The following is a 19,434-nucleotide window of genomic DNA, read 5'->3' as shown; positions in this document are numbered from 1 at the left end:
CCACAATTCGGCAGGAACGTCGCGGGCGCAGGCGGATTGTCTGGGAATGTGAAGTCAAGGAGAATGCAATGAAGAAGCTCATCTTGGCATCGGCATGCATCATGGCGCTGGCGACCGGCAGCGCCCTCGCCCAGACACAACCCGCCCCGGGCGCCTCCGGCCAAGCCGACGTCGGCCCCTCGTCGCGCGGCCCCGCCACCAAGGGCATGACGACCGGACGTTCGTCGAACATGCAGAACGAAGCCAGCGACGGCAAGGGTGCGCAGCAACCATCGGCCGGCGGCGCCAACACCAACAACATGGGCAGCCAGGCCGGCGGCAGCGCGGGCACCGGCAAATAGTCGAAAAATCCCGCTTCGCTCTCCTTCGCTTTCGAAGGAGCGTGCTCAACTCGGCGCGGCTCTATTGTGGTCGCGTCACGTTGGCGGCGGCCCGATCACGCTCGGGCTTCACGGCGCTCACGGTCTCTCGGTGATGGCCGACACTTCATCGGGTCGCCCACCCGCACCCGATGAACGTGTCTGATGTTCTGCAATTGATCTCACCTAGATTGACAGAGGTGTGACGGCCGGGGCAGTTTTTCATATTGCTGGCGAATCAGCGATTGCCTCACGCCGAGTATCTCTTGGACAACGCCTAGTGCTTTCGAGACTGATATCGTTGCTGCGCCGTATCCCTGCGGTGAAATGGGCGTTCACCCGGCTTCGGCCCGTGCAGCACGGCGGCAGCATTGACGCCACACCGGCCGCAGCAGGCGTCTCGCCCGTCATCGTCCAAAACGTCACGGCCCAAGCCGTCGCGGCCCAAGACGTCGCGGCTCAAGAGGTCGCGGAAGCCGCTTCGACTCAAGGCGCCGAAATCAGCACGGCTTCGGGGCTCGGCGAGGCCGAGAGCGAGGCCGCGGCTCCCTCCGCCCAGGATGATGCCGCGATCTCCGTCATCGCGGAGAGCCCGCCGGCAGCGCCAACCGAGGCCGGCGCCGGCGACGATTCCTCCCGCGAGACGCCGTCCGATATCGGGCCGGTCGTCGAAGAGGAGGCTTCGGCCGCCGCGATCGAAACCGCAACGGAAGATGCTCCCGAGCCAGCCATCAGCAACGATCCACTCCCGGTCGCGGCCGAGGCCGTCGTCACGGCGGAGACGCCGTCGCCCGTCGACGCCGAGCGTGATCCGCTTGGTGCCCCTGCCCTTGTTGTAGATGACGCTCGCGCCTCTGATGTCATCGTGAACGTTGAGCCGGCGGTAGACGCGCCGTGCGTCACGTCTGCCGATGCCGAAGTTCTGGCACAGCCTGCCTCCGAGACTGATTTCGACAGCGGTCCCTCGCCGGACGATGCGGGGGCCATCGAGCCGGCAGTTGCGGATGGCGTTGCGCCCGTCGCGGCGGTGGTCGCAGAGCATGGCCCCGCCGATACGGCCAGCGTCGCCACCGAGATCGCTCCGGCGCTCGTCTTGCCTGCTCCGGAAAGGCGGAGCGCGCCGAAAGTTCGCGCGAGAGCCGCCGAACCTGCCGATCGCACCGCGCTGATCCGGCAGCGCTGGGCGGAAAGCGGGATCAGGATGTGGAATCCGCGGCTTCACGGCACCGGCGAAGCCACGCTGAACATCCAGGGAAGCGTCGGGCTGCTGCCGCCCGCCCCCGGCGAGACGATGCCGCGCTATGACAAGCTGGAATTCAAGATGCTCGGCGGACAGATCGTCTGCGAGGGCGTCATCGTCGAGGCTCCCGCTCAGGCGAGCCAGCGCAGTTTCACGCGGCTCGCCGAGCCTGCGAAACTCGAGCGAGTCCGCGAACCGGCGCGGGAGCGCCAGGCCGCTCTGGCCTGATCCTTCTCCTCCAACGAACGCCGCGACGTGCTAAAGCATGATCCGGAAAAGTGCGCAGCGGTTTTCCGAAAAGATCATGCTTAAACAACAACCTAAAGCGCGATGACGATTCATCCTAATCGCATCGCGCTTTAGGCTGATATTCCGACAGCGGAGATCGCCTGTGCGCGCAAGCTCGTTGCTTCTGGTCGTGATCGCCGCCTTCTGCGTCTTGCAGCCGGCCTTTGCCGCGGGCAAACGATCCCGTCACCCGCCTGCGACCGTTCCCGCCGCCGATCCATCCGCGCCCTACAAGGCCGATCGGCTCTCGTCCTCGCGCGGCGAGGCGATCCTCGACACGCCAGGCCAGACCACCGTGCTGACGCGACAGGTGCTCGACGACATGAATGCGACCAGCCTGAGAGGGCTCGACCGCTGGCGTGACGATCGGGCGCTAAGGCGAAACGCGTCTTGGTGAATCGATACGTAACGAGAGCTCAGATCACTCTCCCCGATGGGGAGTATGCCGTTGCGCCGACACGCATGGTTAGCAGAACGTAGCCGCGGCTTTGCCGGACTTTGCCGCCGATGCGTCTGCTTTTGCGGCCCCTTATCGTTAACGCGGCCTCACCGGCGCCCGCGAACGGAAGAGATATTGTAGCGTCCGGCCTGATCCGGCCCGTCGCTGCGCATCGATCTAACGCGCCCTTTACCCCCGTCATGCAACATCGCCGACGTTTTCAGGGTAGCCGGGGCTCGTATTTTCAATGCCTGTTGCAGATTTGAAGTCTCTTCTCGCCGCCGCAATCCGGCTGTTTCGCGTTCCGGCCGACAATCCGGATCTGATGCGCGCGCAGTTCGGCGCCTTCTCCAAGCAGATCCCGCTGCTCTACTTCATCCTCATAAGCAACACGATCGCGGTGGCCTACACCTATGTCAACGTGGCGCCGGACTGGCTGACGATCATCGTGCCTGGCGTGCTGACCGTGCTCGCAGGCTTGCGGACCTATTGGTGGCTGCGCCAGCGTCACCTGATGCGCAGCGACGCCGACATCCTGCGCAATCTGCGCGCCACCAATTGGCTGACCCTGCCGGTCGGCGCCGGATTCACCGCCTGGTCCTTCGCGCTCTATCCCTACGGCGATCCCTTCGCCAAGAGCCAGGTCGCCTTCTACATGGCGGTCACGGTGATCGGCTGCATCTTTTCGCTGATGCATCTGCGCTCGGCGGCGCTGATCGTGACGCTGATCGTTGACGTGCCTTATGTGCTGTTCTTCTTCGCCACGGGCGAGCCGACGCTGAAGGCGATCGCCGTCAACAACCTCCTGGTTTCCGGCGCGATGGTGACGGTGCTGTTCATCTATTACCGCGATTTCGCCGATCTCGTCGCCAGCCGCAAGTCGCTGCTCGCGCAACAGGCGGCGACGCAGGCGCTCTCGGACGAGAACTTCCGCCTCGCCAATCTCGATTCCCTCACCGAGCTGCCGAACCGCCGCCGCTTCTTCGCCGAGCTGTCGAGCGCCTTTGCCGACGCCGAGCGCAGGCACGTTCGCGTCGCGGTCGGGATCATCGACCTCGACGGCTTCAAGCCGATCAACGACAATTACGGCCACTCGGTCGGCGACCGCGTCCTGATCGAGGCGGGCCGGCGCATCCGCGAGGTCTGCGAGGGCTTTGGCCCGCAGCGCGTGGAATTCGCCCGGCTCGGCGGCGACGAGTTCGGCCTCGTCGTCTGCGGCGACCCCGAGGACGCGGACCTGACGCGGCTCGGCGAACGCATCGGTAGTGAGGTCAAGCTGCCGTACCAGCTCGACACCGCCCATACCGGCTTGTCCTGCTCGATCGGTTTCGCATCGTTCCCGGACTCTGCGACGACGTCGGAGGCGCTCTATGAATGTGCCGACTACGCGCTCTACCACGCCAAGCGCCATATGCGCGGCGGCACCGTGCTCTTCTCCAGCAAGCTCGAGGCCGAGATCCGCAGCCGCGGCGTCATCGAGAACCTGTTGCGCACCTCCGATTTCGGCACCGAGATGGAGCTGGTTTTCCAGCCAATCGTCGATGCCATGAGCGAGCACACCGCGGGTTTCGAGACGCTTGCGCGCTGGCACAGCCCCCGTCTGGGCTGGGTCTCTCCGGCCGACTTCATTCCCGCCGCCGAGCGCATCGGCCTGATCCGTCCTTTGACGCAGGCGCTGCTGGCGCGCGCCCTCGCCGCGGCCAAAACCTGGCCCGACGACCTCCGCCTGTCGTTCAACCTGTCCGCTCACGACATCTGTGCCGCCGAGGGCATATTGCCGCTGATCTCGATCATCGAGAAAAGCGGTCTGTCGCCCCGCCGGATTGACTTCGAGATCACCGAGACTGCCGTCACCTTCGATTTCGTCCGCGCGCAGCAGTCGATCGCCACGCTGAAGGCGATGGGTTGCGGCATTTCGCTGGACGATTTCGGCACCGGCTATTCGTCACTGAGCCACGTGCACCGGTTGCCGCTCGACAAGATCAAGGTCGACCGCAGCTTCGTCGCCGAGATCAACGAGAATCCGGTGAGCCACAAGATTGTCAAATCGCTTGCGGGCCTCTGCGACGACATGGAGATCGCCTGCGTCGTCGAGGGCGTCGAGACCCGCGCCCAGCTCGACAGCCTGCGCCGGCTCGGGTGCGATTTCATCCAGGGCTACTATTTCGCAAAACCCATGCCTGCCGATGGGATCGCCGACTATCTGGCGAATGAACGCCAGCGCCTCGACGGCCGCGGAGCCAGGGTCGTGGCCTGAGGCGCCACTATGTCGAAAGGCTCGGCAGATCGAGGCCTTTGTCGCGGGCGCAGTCGATCGCGATGTCGTAACCGGCATCGGCGTGGCGCATGACCCCGCTGGCGGGATCGTTCCAGAGCACGCGTTCGATGCGCTTCGCAGCCTCGGGCGTGCCGTCGGCGACGATCACCATGCCGGCGTGCTGCGAATAGCCGATGCCGACGCCGCCGCCGTGATGCAGCGAAACCCAGGTCGCACCGCTGGCGCAATTGAGCAGCGCGTTGAGCAGCGGCCAGTCCGACACCGCATCCGAACCGTCCTTCATCGCCTCGGTCTCGCGGTTGGGGCTCGCGACCGAACCGCTGTCGAGATGATCGCGGCCGATCACGATCGGCGCTTTCAACTCGCCGCGCGCCACCATCTCGTTGAAGGCGAGGCCGAGGCGATGACGATCGCCGAGCCCAACCCAGCAGATCCGGGCCGGCAGGCCCTGGAATTTGATGCGCGCCTTGGCCATGTCGAGCCAATTATGCAGATGCCTGTCGCCCGGCATCAGCTCCTTGACCTTGGCATCGGTCTTGAAGATGTCCTCGGGATCGCCCGACAACGCAGCCCAGCGGAATGGCCCGACGCCGCGGCAGAACAGAGGGCGGATATAGGCGGGCACGAAGCCGGGGAAATCGAAGGCGTTCTTCAGCCCCATGTCCTGGGCCATCTGGCGGATGTTGTTGCCGTAGTCGAGCGTCGGAATGCCCTGCGCATGGAAATCCAGCATGGCCTGGACGTGCTCGACCATCGAGGTCTTGGAGGCACGCTCGACCGCCTTGGGATCGGACGCGCGCTTGGCTTCCCATTCGGCGAGCGTCCAGCCCTTCGGCAAGTACCCGTTGATCGGATCATGCGCGCTGGTCTGGTCGGTGACGATGTCAGGCTTGACGCCACGGCGAACCAGCTCCGGGAAAATCTCCGCGGCATTGCCGAGCAGGCCGACCGAGATTGCCTTCTTCGTCTTTGCAGAGTCCGCCATGATCGCGAGCGCTTCATCGAGGGTTGCGGCCTGACGGTCGAGATAACCGGTGCGCAGGCGCATCTCGATGCGGCTCGGCTGACATTCGACTGCGAGCATTGAGGCGCCGGCCATGGTCGCGGCCAGCGGCTGCGCGCCGCCCATGCCGCCCAGGCCGGCGGTGAGAATCCATTTGCCCGCGAGGCTGCCGCCATAATGGCGCCGCCCGACCTCGACGAAGGTCTCGTAGGTGCCCTGCACGATGCCCTGGCTGCCGATATAGATCCACGAGCCCGCGGTCATCTGGCCGTACATCATCAGGCCCTTCCGATCGAGCTCGTTGAAATGGTCGAGCGTCGCCCAGTGCGGCACGATGTTGGAGTTCGCGATCAGCACGCGCGGCGCGTCGGTGTGGGTGCGAAATACGCCGACCGGCTTGCCGGACTGCACCAGCAGCGTCTGGTCGGCTTCGAGCTTGCGCAAGGCCGCAACGATTCGGTCAAAACTCTCCCAGTCGCGCGCGGCGCGGCCGATGCCGCCATAGACGACGAGCTCGCTCGGACGTTCCGCGACGTCAGGATCGAGATTGTTCATCAGCATGCGCAAGGGAGCTTCCGTCAGCCAGCTCCTGGTGCTGATCTCGCTGCCGCGGGGCGCGCGGATGGTGCGGTCGTTGTCCAGTCGGCGGTTCATGCGGACCTCTCATCAAGTCTCGGAAACGGATCGGATGGAAGCGCTGTGAGCGCGGTAGCTGGCAGAGCGTCGGCCTCGACCAGCGCAGCGGCCTTGGCGAGATCGCCGGCCATGTAGCGATCGGCATCCAGTGCGGGCACCTGCTCGCGCAGCGCGGCGATGACCGCAGCCAGCGGCCCGCTGGTCGCATGCGGCGCGCGCAGCGTGATGCCCTGGGCGGCGACCAAGAGTTCGATACCGAGGATGGCGGCGAGATTGTCGGCCATGTCCGACAGCCGCCGCGCGGCGTGCGCCGCCATCGAGACGTGATCTTCCTGGTTGGCGCTGGTCGGCGTCGAATCGATCGAGCAGGCAGCTGCGCGCTGCTTGTTCTCGGCATAGAGTGCGGCGGCCGTCACCTCGGCGATCATGAAGCCGGAATTGATGCCGGGATCGGGAGTGAGGAACGGCGGCAGGCCGAAATTGAGCGTGGGATCGACCAGCGTCGCAATGCGCCGCTCGCTGATGGCGCCGATCTCCGACAGCGCCAGTGCGATGGCATCGGCGGCGAACGCCACCGGCTCGGCGTGAAAATTGCCGCCGGAGACGATCTCGCCAGTCTCGACCAGCACCAGCGGATTGTCGGTGACGGCATTGGCCTCGACGATCAGCGTGCGCGCGGCCTGCGCGATCAGATCGAGCGCGGCGCCTGCGACCTGCGGCTGGCAACGCAGGCAATAGGGATCCTGCACGCGCTCGTCACCTTCGAGATGCGACAGGCGGATGTCGCTGCCCTCGAGCAGCGCAGTCAGCGTCGCGGCGGCCGCGATCTGCCCGGCATGGCCGCGCAGCGCCTGGATTTCAGGACGGAACGGCGCCGTCGACGCCATCGCCGCATCGACCGACAATGCGCCGGTGACGAGCGCGGCGCGCGCCAGGCCGAAGGCGCGCAGGACGCCGGAGATGGCATAGGCGGTCGAGAATTGCGTGCCATTGATCAGCGCGAGGCCCTCCTTGGGGCCCAGCGTCAGCGGCACGAGACCGGCGGATGCCAGCGCTTCGCCGCCCGGTACGACTTGTCCGTCAACGATCGCCTGTCCCTCGCCGATCATCACCGCCGTCATATGCGCGAGCGGGGCGAGATCGCCGGAGGCACCGACCGAGCCCTGCTGCGGCACCAGCGGAGTGACGCCCCGCGCCATCATGGCCTGCAGCTGCTCGATCACCGCGCACCGCACGCCGGAGGCGCCGCGGCCGAGCGAGACGATCTTCAGTGCCATCATCAGGCGAACGATCGGCTCGGATGTGGGCTGGCCGACGCCGCAGCAATGCGACACGATCAGGTTGCGCTGGAGCAGCGCGGTCTGGTCGGGCGGAATGCGCTTCGAGGCGAGCTTGCCGAAGCCGGTATTGATGCCATAGACGGGCGTAGCGGCTTGCGCGGCCTTTGCGACTATCTTCGCAGCCGCCTCCACGCGCGGCCAAAACGACGGATCGAGCACGACAGGAGCGCCCGCAAGCACGCGCGCGAGCTCGTCGAGGCTGACCGTTCCCGGCGTGACGACGATCGCTGCGCCCTGCTCCGTCACTGGCCCCTCCACACCCGGCGATGCAGCGGATTGAAGCCGATTCGGTAGACGAGCTCGGCCGGCCGCTCGACGTCCCAAATCGCGAGATCGCACCATTTGCCCGCTTCCAGCGTGCCGGTCTCATCGAGCACGCCGAGCGCCCGCGCGCCTTCGCGGGTGATTCCGACAAGGCACTCGGCCACATTCATCCGGAACAAGGTCGCGCCCATGTTCATGGTGAGCAGCAGCGAGGTCAGCGGCGAGCTGCCGGGATTGCAATCGGTCGCGAGCGCCATGGGAACGCCATGCCTGCGAAAGGCCTCGACCGGTGGCTTCCGCGTCTCGCGAATGAAGTAGAACGCGCCGGGCAGCAGCACCGCCACTGTACCGGCCTTCGCCATCGCGGCGGCGCCGGCTTCGTCGGTATGCTCCAAATGATCCGCCGACAGCGCCGAGAATTTTGCCGCAAGCGCCGCGCCGCCGAGGTTCGACAGCTGGTCGGCGTGGAGCTTGACCGGCAGCCCAAGCGCTCTCGCGGTCTCGAACACAAGCGCCGTCTGCGCGGCCGAGAACGCGATGCCTTCCATGAAGGCGTCGACAGCATCGGCGAGGCCAGCCTTCGCAACGGCAGGAAGCATCTGTTTGCAGACGAGATCGATGTAGCGATCCTTGTCACCGTCCGCCTCGACCGGCAATGCATGCGCGCCGAGAAAGGAGGTGCGGATCGCGACCCGCCGCTGGCGACCGAGGCTGCGCGCGGCCGCCAGTTGCCGCATCTCCGTCTCGGTGTCGAGGCCATAGCCGGATTTGATCTCGACGGTGGTTGCACCCTCGTCGATCAGCGCGTCGAGCCGCGGCAGCGCGCTCGCGACCAGCGCGGCCTCGCTCGCCTTGCGCGTCGCCGCCACCGTGGAGACGATGCCGCCGCCGGCGCGCGCGATCTCCTCGTAGCTCGCACCTTTCAGGCGCAGCTCGAACTCGTGCGCGCGGTTGCCGCCATAGACGAGATGGGTGTGGCAATCGACGAGGCCGGGCGTGATCCAGCGCCCCTCGCAATCGATCCGCTCGATCGCGTCCGCATCCGCGGGAAAGTCCGTCGCCGCACCGGCATAGTTGATACGGCCGCCGCGCGCGGCGATGACACCAGGCGCGATCTCGCCGAGATCGGGACGGTCGGCCCGCATCGTGGCGAGCCGGGCATTGTGCCAGATCCGGTCGAAGCGCTCTGCCATGCCACTTTCCCCTGGGGTGGGATGCTTGACTTATATGTCTAGACATATAATCGTAAGGCGGTTCTGTCCAGCCGGCGTGTAATCAATCATGACCCGACTGCATTTCGCCTCCGCGCTCCTGCCCTCGGGCTGGGCCAATGACGTGCAGGTGGTGATGACCGCCGGCGCGATCGCGGCGGTGACCGCGGGCGTGCAGCCTGCCGCCGGCGACGAGCGCCACGCCATTGCGCTACCGGGATTGGCGAGCCTGCACAGCCACGCCTTCCAGCGCGGCATGGCGGGCCTTGCCGAGCTGCGCGGCGACAGCACCGATACATTCTGGACCTGGCGCGAGACGATGTACCGCTTCGCCCTCGCAATGACGCCGGACGACGTCGCCGCCGTTGCGACGCTGCTTTATGTCGAGATGCTGGAGCAGGGTTTTACCCGCGTCGGCGAATTCCACTATCTGCACCACGACCGCGACGGTTCTCCCTATGCCGATATCGCCGAGATGGCCGCGCGGATTGCGGAGGCTGCCGAGGCATCGAGCATTGCGCTGACGCTGCTGCCGAGTTTCTATGCGCACGGCTCCTTCGGCGGCACCGCGCCGCATGCCGGCCAGCGCCGCTTCGTCTGCTCGGTCGATCAGTTCGCCGAGCTGATGGCCGCCTGCCGCAAGGCGATCAATGCATTGCCGGGCGCCAATATCGGCATCGCTCCGCACAGCCTGCGCGCGGTCACGCCGGATGAGCTCGCGGCCATCGTTCCGCTCGCGAACGGCGGACCGGTGCACATTCACGCGGCCGAACAGGTGAAGGAAGTCGAGGATTGCCTGGCCTGGTCGGGCCGCCGCCCGGTGCAGTGGCTATTGGAGCACGCGCCCGTTGATCAGCGCTGGTGCCTCATTCATGCGACTCATATGACGGACGCTGAGGTCAGCGCATTTGCCAGGACGGGCGCAGTCGCCGGGCTCTGCCCCATCACCGAAGCGAGCCTTGGCGACGGCATCTTTCCGGCCCGCGAATTCCTCGACGCCGGCGGCGCGTTCGGTATCGGCACCGATTCCAACGTGCTGGTCGGCGTCGCCGACGAATTGCGCCAGCTCGAATACGGCCAGCGGCTCAAGCACCGCGAGCGCAACATGCTCTCCGCCGGTGCCGGCCGCTCGACCGGACGCGCATTGTTCGACCATGCGCTCGCGGGCGGCGCACAGGCGCTGGCGCAGACGACGGTCGGCCTCGCGCCCGGCGCGCGCGCCGACATCGTCACGCTCGACGCCGCACATCCCTCGCTGGCGGGACGCCGGGGCGATGCCGCGATCGACGGCTGGATCTTTGCTGCAGGCAGCGGCGCGATCGACTGCGTCTGGTCCGGCGGCGAGAAGGTTGTCGAGGCCGGCCGGCACAGGCTGCGCCAAGCGGCGCGCGAGCGTTTCAACGCGGCCGTTGGGAGGCTTGTTGCATGAGCCTCGTCACCGATGCCGCCGACAAGCCGACGCTCTACAAGCGGATTCGCGCCGACATCGAAAAGCGCATCCTGACCGGCGAATGGCCGCCCGGCCATCGCATTCCGTTCGAGCATGAGCTGGTGGCGCGTTACGGCTGCTCGCGCATGACGGTGAACAAGGCGCTGTCGGAGCTCGCGCAGGCAGACTTGATCGAGCGGCGGCGGCGTGCCGGCTCGTTCGTGCGCCGGCCGCAACACATGTCGGCGGTGCTCAAGATCGCCGACATCCGCGCCGAGATCATCGCGCTGGGCCGCGCTTACGGCTATGAGCTGATCCACCGCAAGCAGCGCGCCGCGACCGCTGCCGACCGTGATCGTCTCGGCGTGAAGAAGGCCGGCAAGGTGGTTGCGATTTCCTGCCGGCACAGTGCCGACAACGTGCCGTTCGCCGTCGAGGACAGGCTGATCGACCTGTCGTCCGTGCCTGACGCCGCGAGCGCAGACTTCTCGCGCGAGCCGCCCGGCTCGTGGCTGCTTCACCACGTCCCGTGGACGGAGGCCGAGCACACGATCAGCGCCATAATTGCCGACGATCATACGGCGGGCGCGCTCGCGATCGCCGTCGGCGCGCCCTGTCTGGTGATCGACCGTTACACCTGGCGCAGCGCGCGCACGATCACCGCCGTGCGCCTGCTTTATCCCGGTGACTCTCACCGCCTTGTCGCGCGATTCAAGGGAGGCTGAGAGGATATGTCGGCACAAATCGTGCAACGCTTCGAACAGCGGTCCACCTGGACCGACAGATCAACAGGACGTCAATCCATCGATCGGCAGAGGACGAAAATCATGCGTAATTCGACGATATTTGCGACAATCATTGCTCTCGCGGCCGCCACTCCCGTGCTCGCCGACGACGTCAAGGTCGGCGTCGGCATCTCCGGATGGACCGGCTTTGCGCCGCTGACATTGGCGAAGGAGGCTGGCATCTTCAAGAAGAACGGCCTCGACGTCAGCATCAAGAAGATTCCGCAGAAGGACCGACATCTCGCCATCGCTTCGGGCGACATCCAATGTGCGGCGACGACGGTCGAGACCTGGATCTCCTGGAACGCCAACGGCGTCGCCACCAAGCAGATCTTCCAGCTCGACAAGAGCTATGGTGCCGACGGCATGGCCGTGCGCAACGACGTCGCCGCGATCAAGGACCTGAAGGGCAAGACCGTCGCCGCCTCCGCGCCCGGCACCTCGCCGTATTTCGCGCTGGCCTGGATGCTCAAGAAAAACGGCCTGACGGTGAAGGACGTCACCGTCGTCAACCTGGAGCCGGCCGCCGCCGCACAGGCCTTCGTCTCCGGCCAGAACGACGCCGCGATGACCTATGAGCCCTATCTGTCGACGGTGCGCGCCGCCCCCGACAAGGGCAAGATCATCGCGACCACGCTGGACTATCCGATGGTCATGGACACCTTCGGCTGCACGCCCAAGTTCCTGACGGAGAATCCCAAGGCCGCCAAGGCGCTCGCCGACAGCTATTTCGAGGCGCTCGAGATGATCGCCAAGGACCAGGCCAAGTCCTACGAGATCATGGGCGCCGACGTGAAGCAGACCGCCGAGCAGTTCGGCAATTCGGCGAAATACCTGCGCTGGCAGGACAAGGCCGCCAACCAGAAGTTCTTCGCGGGCGACTTCCTGACCTTCAACAAGGAGGCCGCCGAGCTTCTGCTCGAGATCGGCATCATCAAGGCCGCGCCGAAGGTCGAGGACCTCTTCGACGCCAGCTTCATCAAGTAAGTCACTTCAGGAGCTGCCGGCCCCGCCTCGCGGCGGGGCCGGCAAATCCGTTCACCGCCCGGATAATCGTCGATGCGTCCCCTGGACCCTGTTACATCGAAGCAGCGCGTGGCCTATGGCCTTGCGTTCTTCGTGCTGTTCGTCGCCCTCTGGTCCTGGGCGACGTTCGGCGGCCATGTGTCGAAAACCTTCCTCGCCAATCCGCTGACCATGGTGCAGGAAGGCGTCGAGCTGCTCACCAAGCACGGCTTCCTGTTCGACATCGGCATGACGATCTGGCGCGTCGTCGGCGGTTTCGCGCTCGCGGCGATCATCGCGGTGCCGCTCGGCGTGCTGATGGGGGCCTACAAGCCGATCGAAGCCTTCCTCGAGCCGTTCGTCTCCTTCGCCCGCTATTTGCCCGCCTCCGCCTTCATCCCCCTGCTGATCCTGTGGGCCGGCATCGGCGAATTGCAGAAGCTGCTCGTCATCTTCATCGGCTCGGTATTCCAGGTCATCCTGATGGTCGCCGTGACCGTCGGCGCAACGCGGCGCGATCTGGTCGAGGCCGCCTATACGCTGGGCGCCGGCGACCGCGGCATCATCCGCCGCGTGCTGCTGCCCTCCTCCGCGCCCGAGATCGCGGAAATCCTGCGGCTGGTGCTGGGCTGGGCCTGGACCTATGTCATCGTCGCCGAGTTGATCGGCTCGTCCTCGGGCATCGGCCACATGATCACCGACAGCCAGGCCTTGCTCAACACCGGCCAGATCATCTTTGGCATCATCGTGATCGGGCTGATCGGCCTGCTCTCGGACTTCATGTTCAAGGCCTTCAACGCCTGGCTGTTTCCGTGGAGACTCGCATGACGATCCTCAAGATCGAGCAGGTCTCGCGCACCTTCCCGGCGCGCCACGGCAACGCGCCGACCAAGGCGCTGGAGCCGACCGACCTCGTCATCGGCAACAACGACTTCGTCACCATCCTCGGCCCCTCCGGCTGTGGCAAGTCCACACTGCTGCGCATCGTCGCCGGCCTCGATGGTCCGACAAGCGGACGGGTCACGCTCGACGGGCGCGAAGTAACGGGCCCCGGCGCCGATCGCGGCATGGTGTTCCAGTCCTACACGCTGTTTCCCTGGCTCACCGTGCGCGAGAACATCGCCTTCGGCCTGCGCGAGCGCGGCGTGTCCGAGGCGGAGCGCCACAAGATCGCCGACGCCTTCATCCGCCAGGTCGGCTTGTCCGGCTTCGAGAATCATTGGCCAAAGCAGCTCTCCGGCGGCATGCAGCAGCGCACGGCGATCGCGCGGGCACTTGCCAACGATCCCAAGATCCTGCTGCTCGACGAGCCGTTCGGCGCGCTCGACAACCAGACCCGCGCGCTGATGCAGGAGATGCTGCTCGGGATCTGGGAACGCGACCAGAAGACCGTGCTGTTCGTGACCCACGACATCGAGGAGGCCATCTTCCTCGGCAGCCGCGTCATCGTCATGAGCGCGCGCCCCGGCCGCATCAAGGCCGAGATCAATGTGGACCTGCCGCATCCGCGCTCCTACAAGATCAAGACCACGCCGGAATTCGTCCAGCTCAAGGAACGGCTGGTCGAGGAGATCCGCACCGAGGCGCTGAAGGTTGCCGAACATGCCTGACGCTTCCCCTTCCGTCGACGGCGAGCGCGTGCTTGCCGATCTCAATGCGCTGCGCGCCATCGGCGCCTACAAGACTGGCGTGCACAAGCCGACGTTCTCCGAGCCGCACAGGCTTTCGCTGGACTGGCTCATGCGCAAGCTGCCGGACGCGGGGCTCGCCGCTTCGATCGACGGCATCGGCAATGTCTTCGGCACCAGCGCCAAGGCCGGACTCAAGCTGCTGGCCGGCTCGCATCTGGAGAGCCAGAACTACGCCGGCTGGCTCGATGGCCCGCTCGGCGTCGTCTATGCGCTCGAGGCCGCGCGCGTTCTCAATGCCGATCCCTCCGTGAACGGGGCCGTCGAAGTCGCCGCCTGGTGCGACGAAGAGGGACATTTTGGGCATTTCCTCGGCTCGCGCTCCTATGTCGGACAGGTCACCGAGGCCGACATCGACGTTGCGCGCGACCGCACCAGCGGCCGCACCATGCGCGATGCGCTCGCCGAGATGGGGCTTGCGGGCCGCCCACGTGCCAGCGCCGAGCCGGGCCGCCACGTCGGCTATCTCGAGGCTCATATCGAACAGGGCGACACGCTCGAAAGCGGCAAGCTCGCGATCGGAATCGTCACCTCCATCGTCGGCATCTGGCAGTACCGCATCAACTTCACCGGTGAGCAAAATCATGCCGGCACCACGCGGATGGCGGTGCGCAAAGATGCCGGGCTGGCGCTGGCCAAGTTCTGCGTCGCGATCGACGAACGTTTTCCGGCCGCCTGCGGTCCGCGCACGGTCTGGACCACCGGGCGCATCACGCTCGATCCGGGCGCGCCGAGCATCATTCCGGGCGGCGCCGAAATGCTGTTCCAGATCCGCGACGACGATCCCACCGTGATTGCCCGGCTGGAGCAGCTGCTGCGGACCATGGCGGACGAGGCCAGCGCGAGCGGCCCGTGCACCGTCACCGTCGAGAAGCTGCGCACCGGCGCGCCTGCCATGATGAGCGATCGCTTTCAGGATGCGATCGAAGCCGCGAGCAAGGCCATGGCCGGTGGACGATGCGTTCGCATGCCGAGCGGCGCCGGCCACGATGCGCAGATGCTGGCCAGTGTCATGCCCGCCGGCATGCTGTTCGTGCCCTCGATCGGCGGCATCAGCCATCACTGGACCGAGAACACCGCCGACGCCGATATCGTCACCGGCGCAGAGGTCTTCGTCGATGCCTGCCGGCGGATCCTTACGAGTTAGAACGACGTCCCTCCGCCGAACCTGAACTCCTGCACGACGTCGTATTTGCCCTTCGTGATCGGCACGGCATAGTCGAAGCGCAACGGCCCGAACGGGGAGGCCCAGATCAGGCCGACGCCGACCGAGGATCGCACCGTGCTGCCGTCGTCATATTGCAATCCGCAGGTCGGGCACGCCCTGGAGTTGACCTCGCCCGTGGCCGACCACGAGGTCGGTCCCTGATAACCCCAGAGCGATCCGGCATCGGCGTAGAGTGCGCCCTTCAGGCCGACTTCCTTGGGCAGGAACCAGAACGGCATCTGCAGTTCCGCGGACGCACCCCAATATTTCGTGCCGCCGAGCGCATCGCCGCTGGAGCCGAAATTGTAGTAGGTGATGTCGCGCGGCCCGATGCCGTTCGAGGCGAAGCCGCGCACCAGGTTCGGTCCCATCTGGAAGTGATCCAGCATGCGCAGATCCCGGTCACCGATCTTGCTCAGCAGGCCGCCCTGGAGGTGAATCACGCTGACGATCTCGGAGACCAGCGGCGTGTAGTATTTGGTGTCGAGCACGGTCTTCAGATAGGTGACGTCGCCGCCGACCCCGGCGAAATCCTGCCGGAAGTCGACCAGCAATCCGTCCCTCGGGTTCTTGGTGTTGTCGAGCGTGTTGTAGTTCAGGGTGTAGCCGAGCGACGAGGTCCAGGTCGCGCCGTTCGCCAGCTCCTTTCGAACCGGCAGGCTCGACTCGCCGTCGCCGTAGCAGCCGTAGCCATAGACTCCCGAGCTCGTGGAATTGGTCGGGTCCGCGCCGCCCAGGACGCTCTGGATGTAGGCCGGCGTCGGATTGAAGGCCAGCGAGGCGTTGGACGCGTCGTTGTTGCAATTGTTGTAGGCGCTGGCGAGCGAGATGCTCTGCTGATAGAGCGAATAGCGCAGCTGCAGGGAGAGATCCTCGCGCAAGGCCAGGCCAATGCGGGGGGAGAAACCGAGGGTCGTCACGCCGTAGCTCGTATAGCTGTTCGCCTTCTGCTCCTTCCAATAGGTATCGAATCCAAGCGCCAGCCGGTAGTCGAGCAGATAAGGCTCGACGAACGACAACGATATGCCCCGCGAATATTGGCCGTAGGTGACCGATGCCTTGGCATAGAGCCCGCGGCCGAGCAGGTTGCGCTCGGAGATCGAGACTTCCGCCAGCGCTCCGTCGGTGGTGGAGTAACCGCCCGAGACCGAGAAGTCGCCGGTCGATTTCTCCTCCATGTCGACGATCAGGATCACGCGATCGCTCGAGGAGCCGGGCTCGGTGACGATCTTGACGCTCTTGAAGTAGTCGAGGTTTTTCAGCCGTCGCTCGGCGCGATCGACCAGCGCGCGGTTGTAGGCGTCGCCCTCCGAGAGGTCGAACTCGCGGCGGATGACGTAGTCGCGCGTGCGCGTGTTGCCGCGCAGGTTGATGCGCTCGATATAGGTGCGCGGGCCCTCGTCGATGTTGAACACGACGGAGACGGTGTGCGCCTCGAAGTTGCGGTCGCCGCCGGGACGGACCACGGCGAAGGCGTAGCCGCGGCGCGAGGCCTCGATCTGCATCTCTTCGGTCGACTTCTCGACCAATTCGACGTTGTAGAGCGAGCCGGCGCTGACGCGCGAAAAGGCGCGGAGCGAGCCCGTGTCGAAATTGGCAATGCTGGAGCGGTAGTCGACGGAGCCGATGCGATATTGAGCACCTTCCTCGATCTTGAAGGTCACCAGAAAGCCCTTCTTCTCCGGATCGTATTCGGTGAGCGCAGCCACGACCTGGACGTCGGCGTAGCCGTTCTTGAGGTAGAAGCGGCGGATCAGGTCGCGGTCGGCCTCGACGCGATCGGGATCGTAGACGTCGTTGTTGCCGAGGAAGCTGAGCAGGTTGCTCTCGTGCGTCTTGATGACGTCGCGCAGCCGCGAGGCCGAGAACGCGCTGTTGCCGATGAACTCGACCGACTTGACCGATGTCTTCGCACCCTCCTCGACCGTGAAGATGAGATCGACGCGGTTGTTCGGCTGCTCGATGATCTCGGGCGTGACGCGGACGTCGTAACGGCCGGAGCGCCGGTAGATCTCGGCGATGCGCAGCGTGTCGGACTGCACCAGCGCCCGCGAAAAGGTCCCGCGCGGCTTGGACTGGATTTCCGCCGAGAGCTGCTCGTCCTTGATCTTCTTGTTGCCCTCGAAGGCGATGCGGCCGATCACGGCATTCTCGACCACCGACACCACGATGCGGCCGCCGGCCTGATTGATTTTCACGTCCTGGAACAGGCCGGTCGCGATCAGCGCCTTGAGCCCGTCATCGAGGGCGGATTGATCGAGACGCCCGCCCGCGCCCGGATTGAAATAGGAGCGGACCGTCTCGGCCTCCACCCGGCGATTGCCTTCGACGACGATCGCCTGCATCGCCTGCGCGGCCGCCGGCTGCGGCAACAGCGCAAGCGGGAGTGAGCTTGCAATCGATACAGCACTCATCGCCACGACGATCAACCAGGCCCGCAAAAACGACATTCCACACCTCAACAAAACCTCGCCTGCTCTGAGACGAGACAGCTGTGGCCGCGGTGTGGCCTGAAGATTGCTGGTTTGTTTCCGGTCGTTGAATTTGATTGGACGATCAGCAGCCTGAGCGCCGCCGCCGCGACGACCGCGCGCACTGCGGGCTGCGACCGAACCGCCTCGAAGCTGCCGCGGAGGTGCCCTGCCCATGCAGGGGTTCAGCAACATCGCGCAACGCCGGCATTCTTTACAGTCACTTAAGCCGGTGCGAGAGGCGGCCGCATCAGGAACTCGCACAGGATGTTGTCCGATGAACGCGCTTGTCACGACCCGAGCAGTGCTGGTCGCCCTCCTCGCCTCGACCCTCGCCGCTCATCCCGCCAGCGCCGGCAAGCGCGCGCCGCAGCGGGCGACCCAGGATGCGGTTTACGAGTACGGCCCGCGCGGCCCCAACCGGTCCTACCAGTCCGGTCCGCGCACGCGCATCTATGTCAGCAAGCGGTCGTGGCTCGACGGCGGGACCGAGGTGCTCCCCGGCGAGCGCAAGTTCACCGACTACGCCTTGCCGCCCGGCGCCTCGTTCGCACGCGGCAACAACAACCGGCCGCTCGACCGGCAGCCGCTCAGCCCCGACTCGGATCTGGGTGGATTTGCGCAGCGGATTCCGATTACGTGGTGAGTGAAATTCTCGTGTCCCGGACAAGCCGCAACGCGCAAGCGATGCGGCGCGGAGCCGGGGCCGAGGAGACGGCACGGTCCAATGCGGAGAGATGGGCCCCGGCTCTGCAGCGCACCGCCGAAGGTGCGCTGCGCTGCGTCCGGGGCACGCGAGCGGAGTGGCGTACGCTCTCGCAACGGCGTCATTGCGAGATGCTGCGTGTGAGGCGGCAGCCTGTTCTCCAAGGTACGCTGTCATTCCCCGCGAAGGCGGGGAATCCAGTACGCCGCGGCTTCTCGGTTCAATCATAGGGGCCTCTGGAATACTGGATCGCCCGCTTTCGCGGGCGATGACAGTGAGCGTGTGGAGATAGACATGCTTCGTCAGCCTCGCGGCTGAATTCGCCCGAGCTTTGCTTCGTCTCGCTACCCTCTCAAAGCCAAGAGGGCGCAGGGAAGGCCGGGTGCCGGCTCGCACCCGCGGTCCGCTGCGCGAAAATGCACACGCAGGAAGAACCGCACAGCAGCATACAGGTGGTGCCAATCACTCGGCCTTCCCTGCGCGGTGGTCGGACGGCTTATGCCGTGCTCTCCCGGGAGCCGAACTTTCCTTCTGGCCTCCCTCGCCCCCGCGAATTGGATGATGCAGTCTGCCCGGTTGGGCTCGCTCGCACCTTCGCAAGAGCTTGACCGTAGCAACGACGGCCAGGACCACACGGTTTTGCCGTACGCACGGCCCGCCATTCGCCGCAGTCTTCCCGGCCCTGTCGACGGAGCCGGAAACTTACAGGCGAGACGAAGCCTAGCAGCGCCGTTCGTCTGCACGCGGCCACGGGCTCACAGGGACTACCCGCCCTGCCCGCACCTCTCGCGCCGACGCTGCCGCGTCCACCGCAAGCCCGGCTCGCGAAATTGACGACCGCAAGATCGCCCCTCCTGGATGAGCCGGGATGGCCGACACATACGCCAAAACCGAATTTCGGTAAAGTGGAATATTTTCGCGGCGGCGGATTGACAGAGGGCGAAACAGGCCACGAAGGCGCAGGCCCGGGACATCCGCTCTTCGGCCTTGCCGAGACGTCCGGCAATACCTGTTTACATCCAGCAACATTCCGGCTGCCGAAAGGCCACGATCGGCCGGCTAGTGGCGGTTGCCTCGCCCTCCCC

General features: G+C 65.8%; 14 protein-coding genes and 1 pseudogene. 11 read left to right on the top strand and 4 right to left on the bottom strand.

Annotated elements, in window-relative coordinates:
- Positions 1–68: 68 nt before the first annotated feature.
- The 4 genes and pseudogenes from AC066S_RS17860 to AC066S_RS17845 all read left to right on the top strand — a co-directional run bounded on the left by AC066S_RS17860 (position 69) and on the right by AC066S_RS17845 (position 4,583).
- Positions 69–341 (top strand): hypothetical protein, encoded by a 273-nt coding sequence (locus tag AC066S_RS17860; RefSeq protein WP_135169670.1) that lies wholly within the window; start codon positions 69–71, stop codon positions 339–341.
- A 319-nt stretch (positions 342–660) separates the two neighbouring features.
- Entirely contained in the window at positions 661–1,827 is a 1,167-nt protein-coding gene (locus AC066S_RS17855; protein ID WP_135169671.1) for a hypothetical protein, read from the top strand.
- 163 nt (positions 1,828–1,990) lie between these two features.
- Positions 1,991–2,264, top strand: a pseudogene (locus AC066S_RS17850) (TonB-dependent receptor plug domain-containing protein).
- Positions 2,265–2,573: 309 nt separating this feature from the next.
- On the top strand, positions 2,574–4,583 hold the full coding sequence (locus tag AC066S_RS17845) for a putative bifunctional diguanylate cyclase/phosphodiesterase (protein ID WP_126255552.1): 2,010 nt from the start codon (positions 2,574–2,576) through the stop codon (positions 4,581–4,583).
- Positions 4,584–4,590: 7 nt separating this feature from the next.
- On the opposite strand, the gene hutU is transcribed toward AC066S_RS17845, so the two are convergent.
- The 3 genes from hutU to hutI are packed head-to-tail and all read right to left on the bottom strand — an operon-like array spanning position 4,591 to position 9,040.
- On the bottom strand, positions 4,591–6,261 hold the full coding sequence (gene hutU / locus AC066S_RS17840) for a urocanate hydratase (protein WP_135169673.1): 1,671 nt from the start codon (positions 6,259–6,261) through the stop codon (positions 4,591–4,593).
- Complete coding sequence (hutH, locus tag AC066S_RS17835; RefSeq protein WP_135169674.1) at positions 6,258–7,829, bottom strand: histidine ammonia-lyase; 1,572 nt, start codon at positions 7,827–7,829, stop codon at positions 6,258–6,260. The genes hutU and hutH overlap by 4 nt, the downstream gene beginning before the upstream one ends.
- Entirely contained in the window at positions 7,826–9,040 is a 1,215-nt protein-coding gene (gene hutI, locus AC066S_RS17830; RefSeq protein ID WP_135169675.1) for an imidazolonepropionase, read from the bottom strand. The genes hutH and hutI overlap by 4 nt, the downstream gene beginning before the upstream one ends.
- Before the next feature lie 88 nt (positions 9,041–9,128).
- Between hutI and AC066S_RS17825 the strand changes: the two genes are divergently transcribed.
- From AC066S_RS17825 to AC066S_RS17800, 6 genes are all read left to right on the top strand, one after another.
- Positions 9,129–10,487: a formimidoylglutamate deiminase gene (locus AC066S_RS17825; RefSeq protein WP_478270242.1), complete on the top strand. Its 1,359-nt coding sequence runs from the start codon at positions 9,129–9,131 to the stop codon at positions 10,485–10,487.
- Positions 10,484–11,212 carry a histidine utilization repressor gene (gene hutC / locus AC066S_RS17820; RefSeq protein WP_135169677.1) on the top strand — a complete coding sequence of 243 codons (729 nt, stop codon included), beginning with the start codon at positions 10,484–10,486 and terminating at the stop codon, positions 11,210–11,212. The genes AC066S_RS17825 and hutC overlap by 4 nt, the downstream gene beginning before the upstream one ends.
- Before the next feature lie 102 nt (positions 11,213–11,314).
- Complete coding sequence (locus tag AC066S_RS17815; protein WP_478270241.1) at positions 11,315–12,259, top strand: ABC transporter substrate-binding protein; 945 nt, start codon at positions 11,315–11,317, stop codon at positions 12,257–12,259.
- Between the two features lie 72 nt (positions 12,260–12,331).
- Positions 12,332–13,105, top strand: a complete 774-nt coding sequence (locus AC066S_RS17810; protein ID WP_135169679.1) for an ABC transporter permease — start codon at positions 12,332–12,334, stop codon at positions 13,103–13,105.
- Positions 13,102–13,887, top strand: a complete 786-nt coding sequence (locus AC066S_RS17805) for an ABC transporter ATP-binding protein (RefSeq protein ID WP_167767531.1) — start codon at positions 13,102–13,104, stop codon at positions 13,885–13,887. The genes AC066S_RS17810 and AC066S_RS17805 overlap by 4 nt, the downstream gene beginning before the upstream one ends.
- Entirely contained in the window at positions 13,880–15,112 is a 1,233-nt protein-coding gene (locus AC066S_RS17800; protein ID WP_135169681.1) for a Zn-dependent hydrolase, read from the top strand. The genes AC066S_RS17805 and AC066S_RS17800 overlap by 8 nt, the downstream gene beginning before the upstream one ends.
- On the opposite strand, the gene bamA is transcribed toward AC066S_RS17800, so the two are convergent.
- Positions 15,109–17,622 (bottom strand): outer membrane protein assembly factor BamA, encoded by a 2,514-nt coding sequence (gene bamA, locus AC066S_RS17795; protein ID WP_135169682.1) that lies wholly within the window; start codon positions 17,620–17,622, stop codon positions 15,109–15,111. The two genes, AC066S_RS17800 and bamA, sit on opposite strands and share 4 nt — an antisense overlap.
- A 298-nt stretch (positions 17,623–17,920) precedes the next feature.
- Between bamA and AC066S_RS17790 the strand changes: the two genes are divergently transcribed.
- Positions 17,921–18,289 carry a hypothetical protein gene (locus AC066S_RS17790; RefSeq protein WP_135169683.1) on the top strand — a complete coding sequence of 123 codons (369 nt, stop codon included), beginning with the start codon at positions 17,921–17,923 and terminating at the stop codon, positions 18,287–18,289.
- Positions 18,290–19,434 lie beyond the last annotated feature (1,145 nt).

It is taken from the genome of Bradyrhizobium sp. CFUWI (assembly GCF_056429085.1).
The sequence above is the reverse complement of the archived record's forward strand: the minus strand, read 5'-3'. Positions and strand labels throughout refer to the sequence as shown.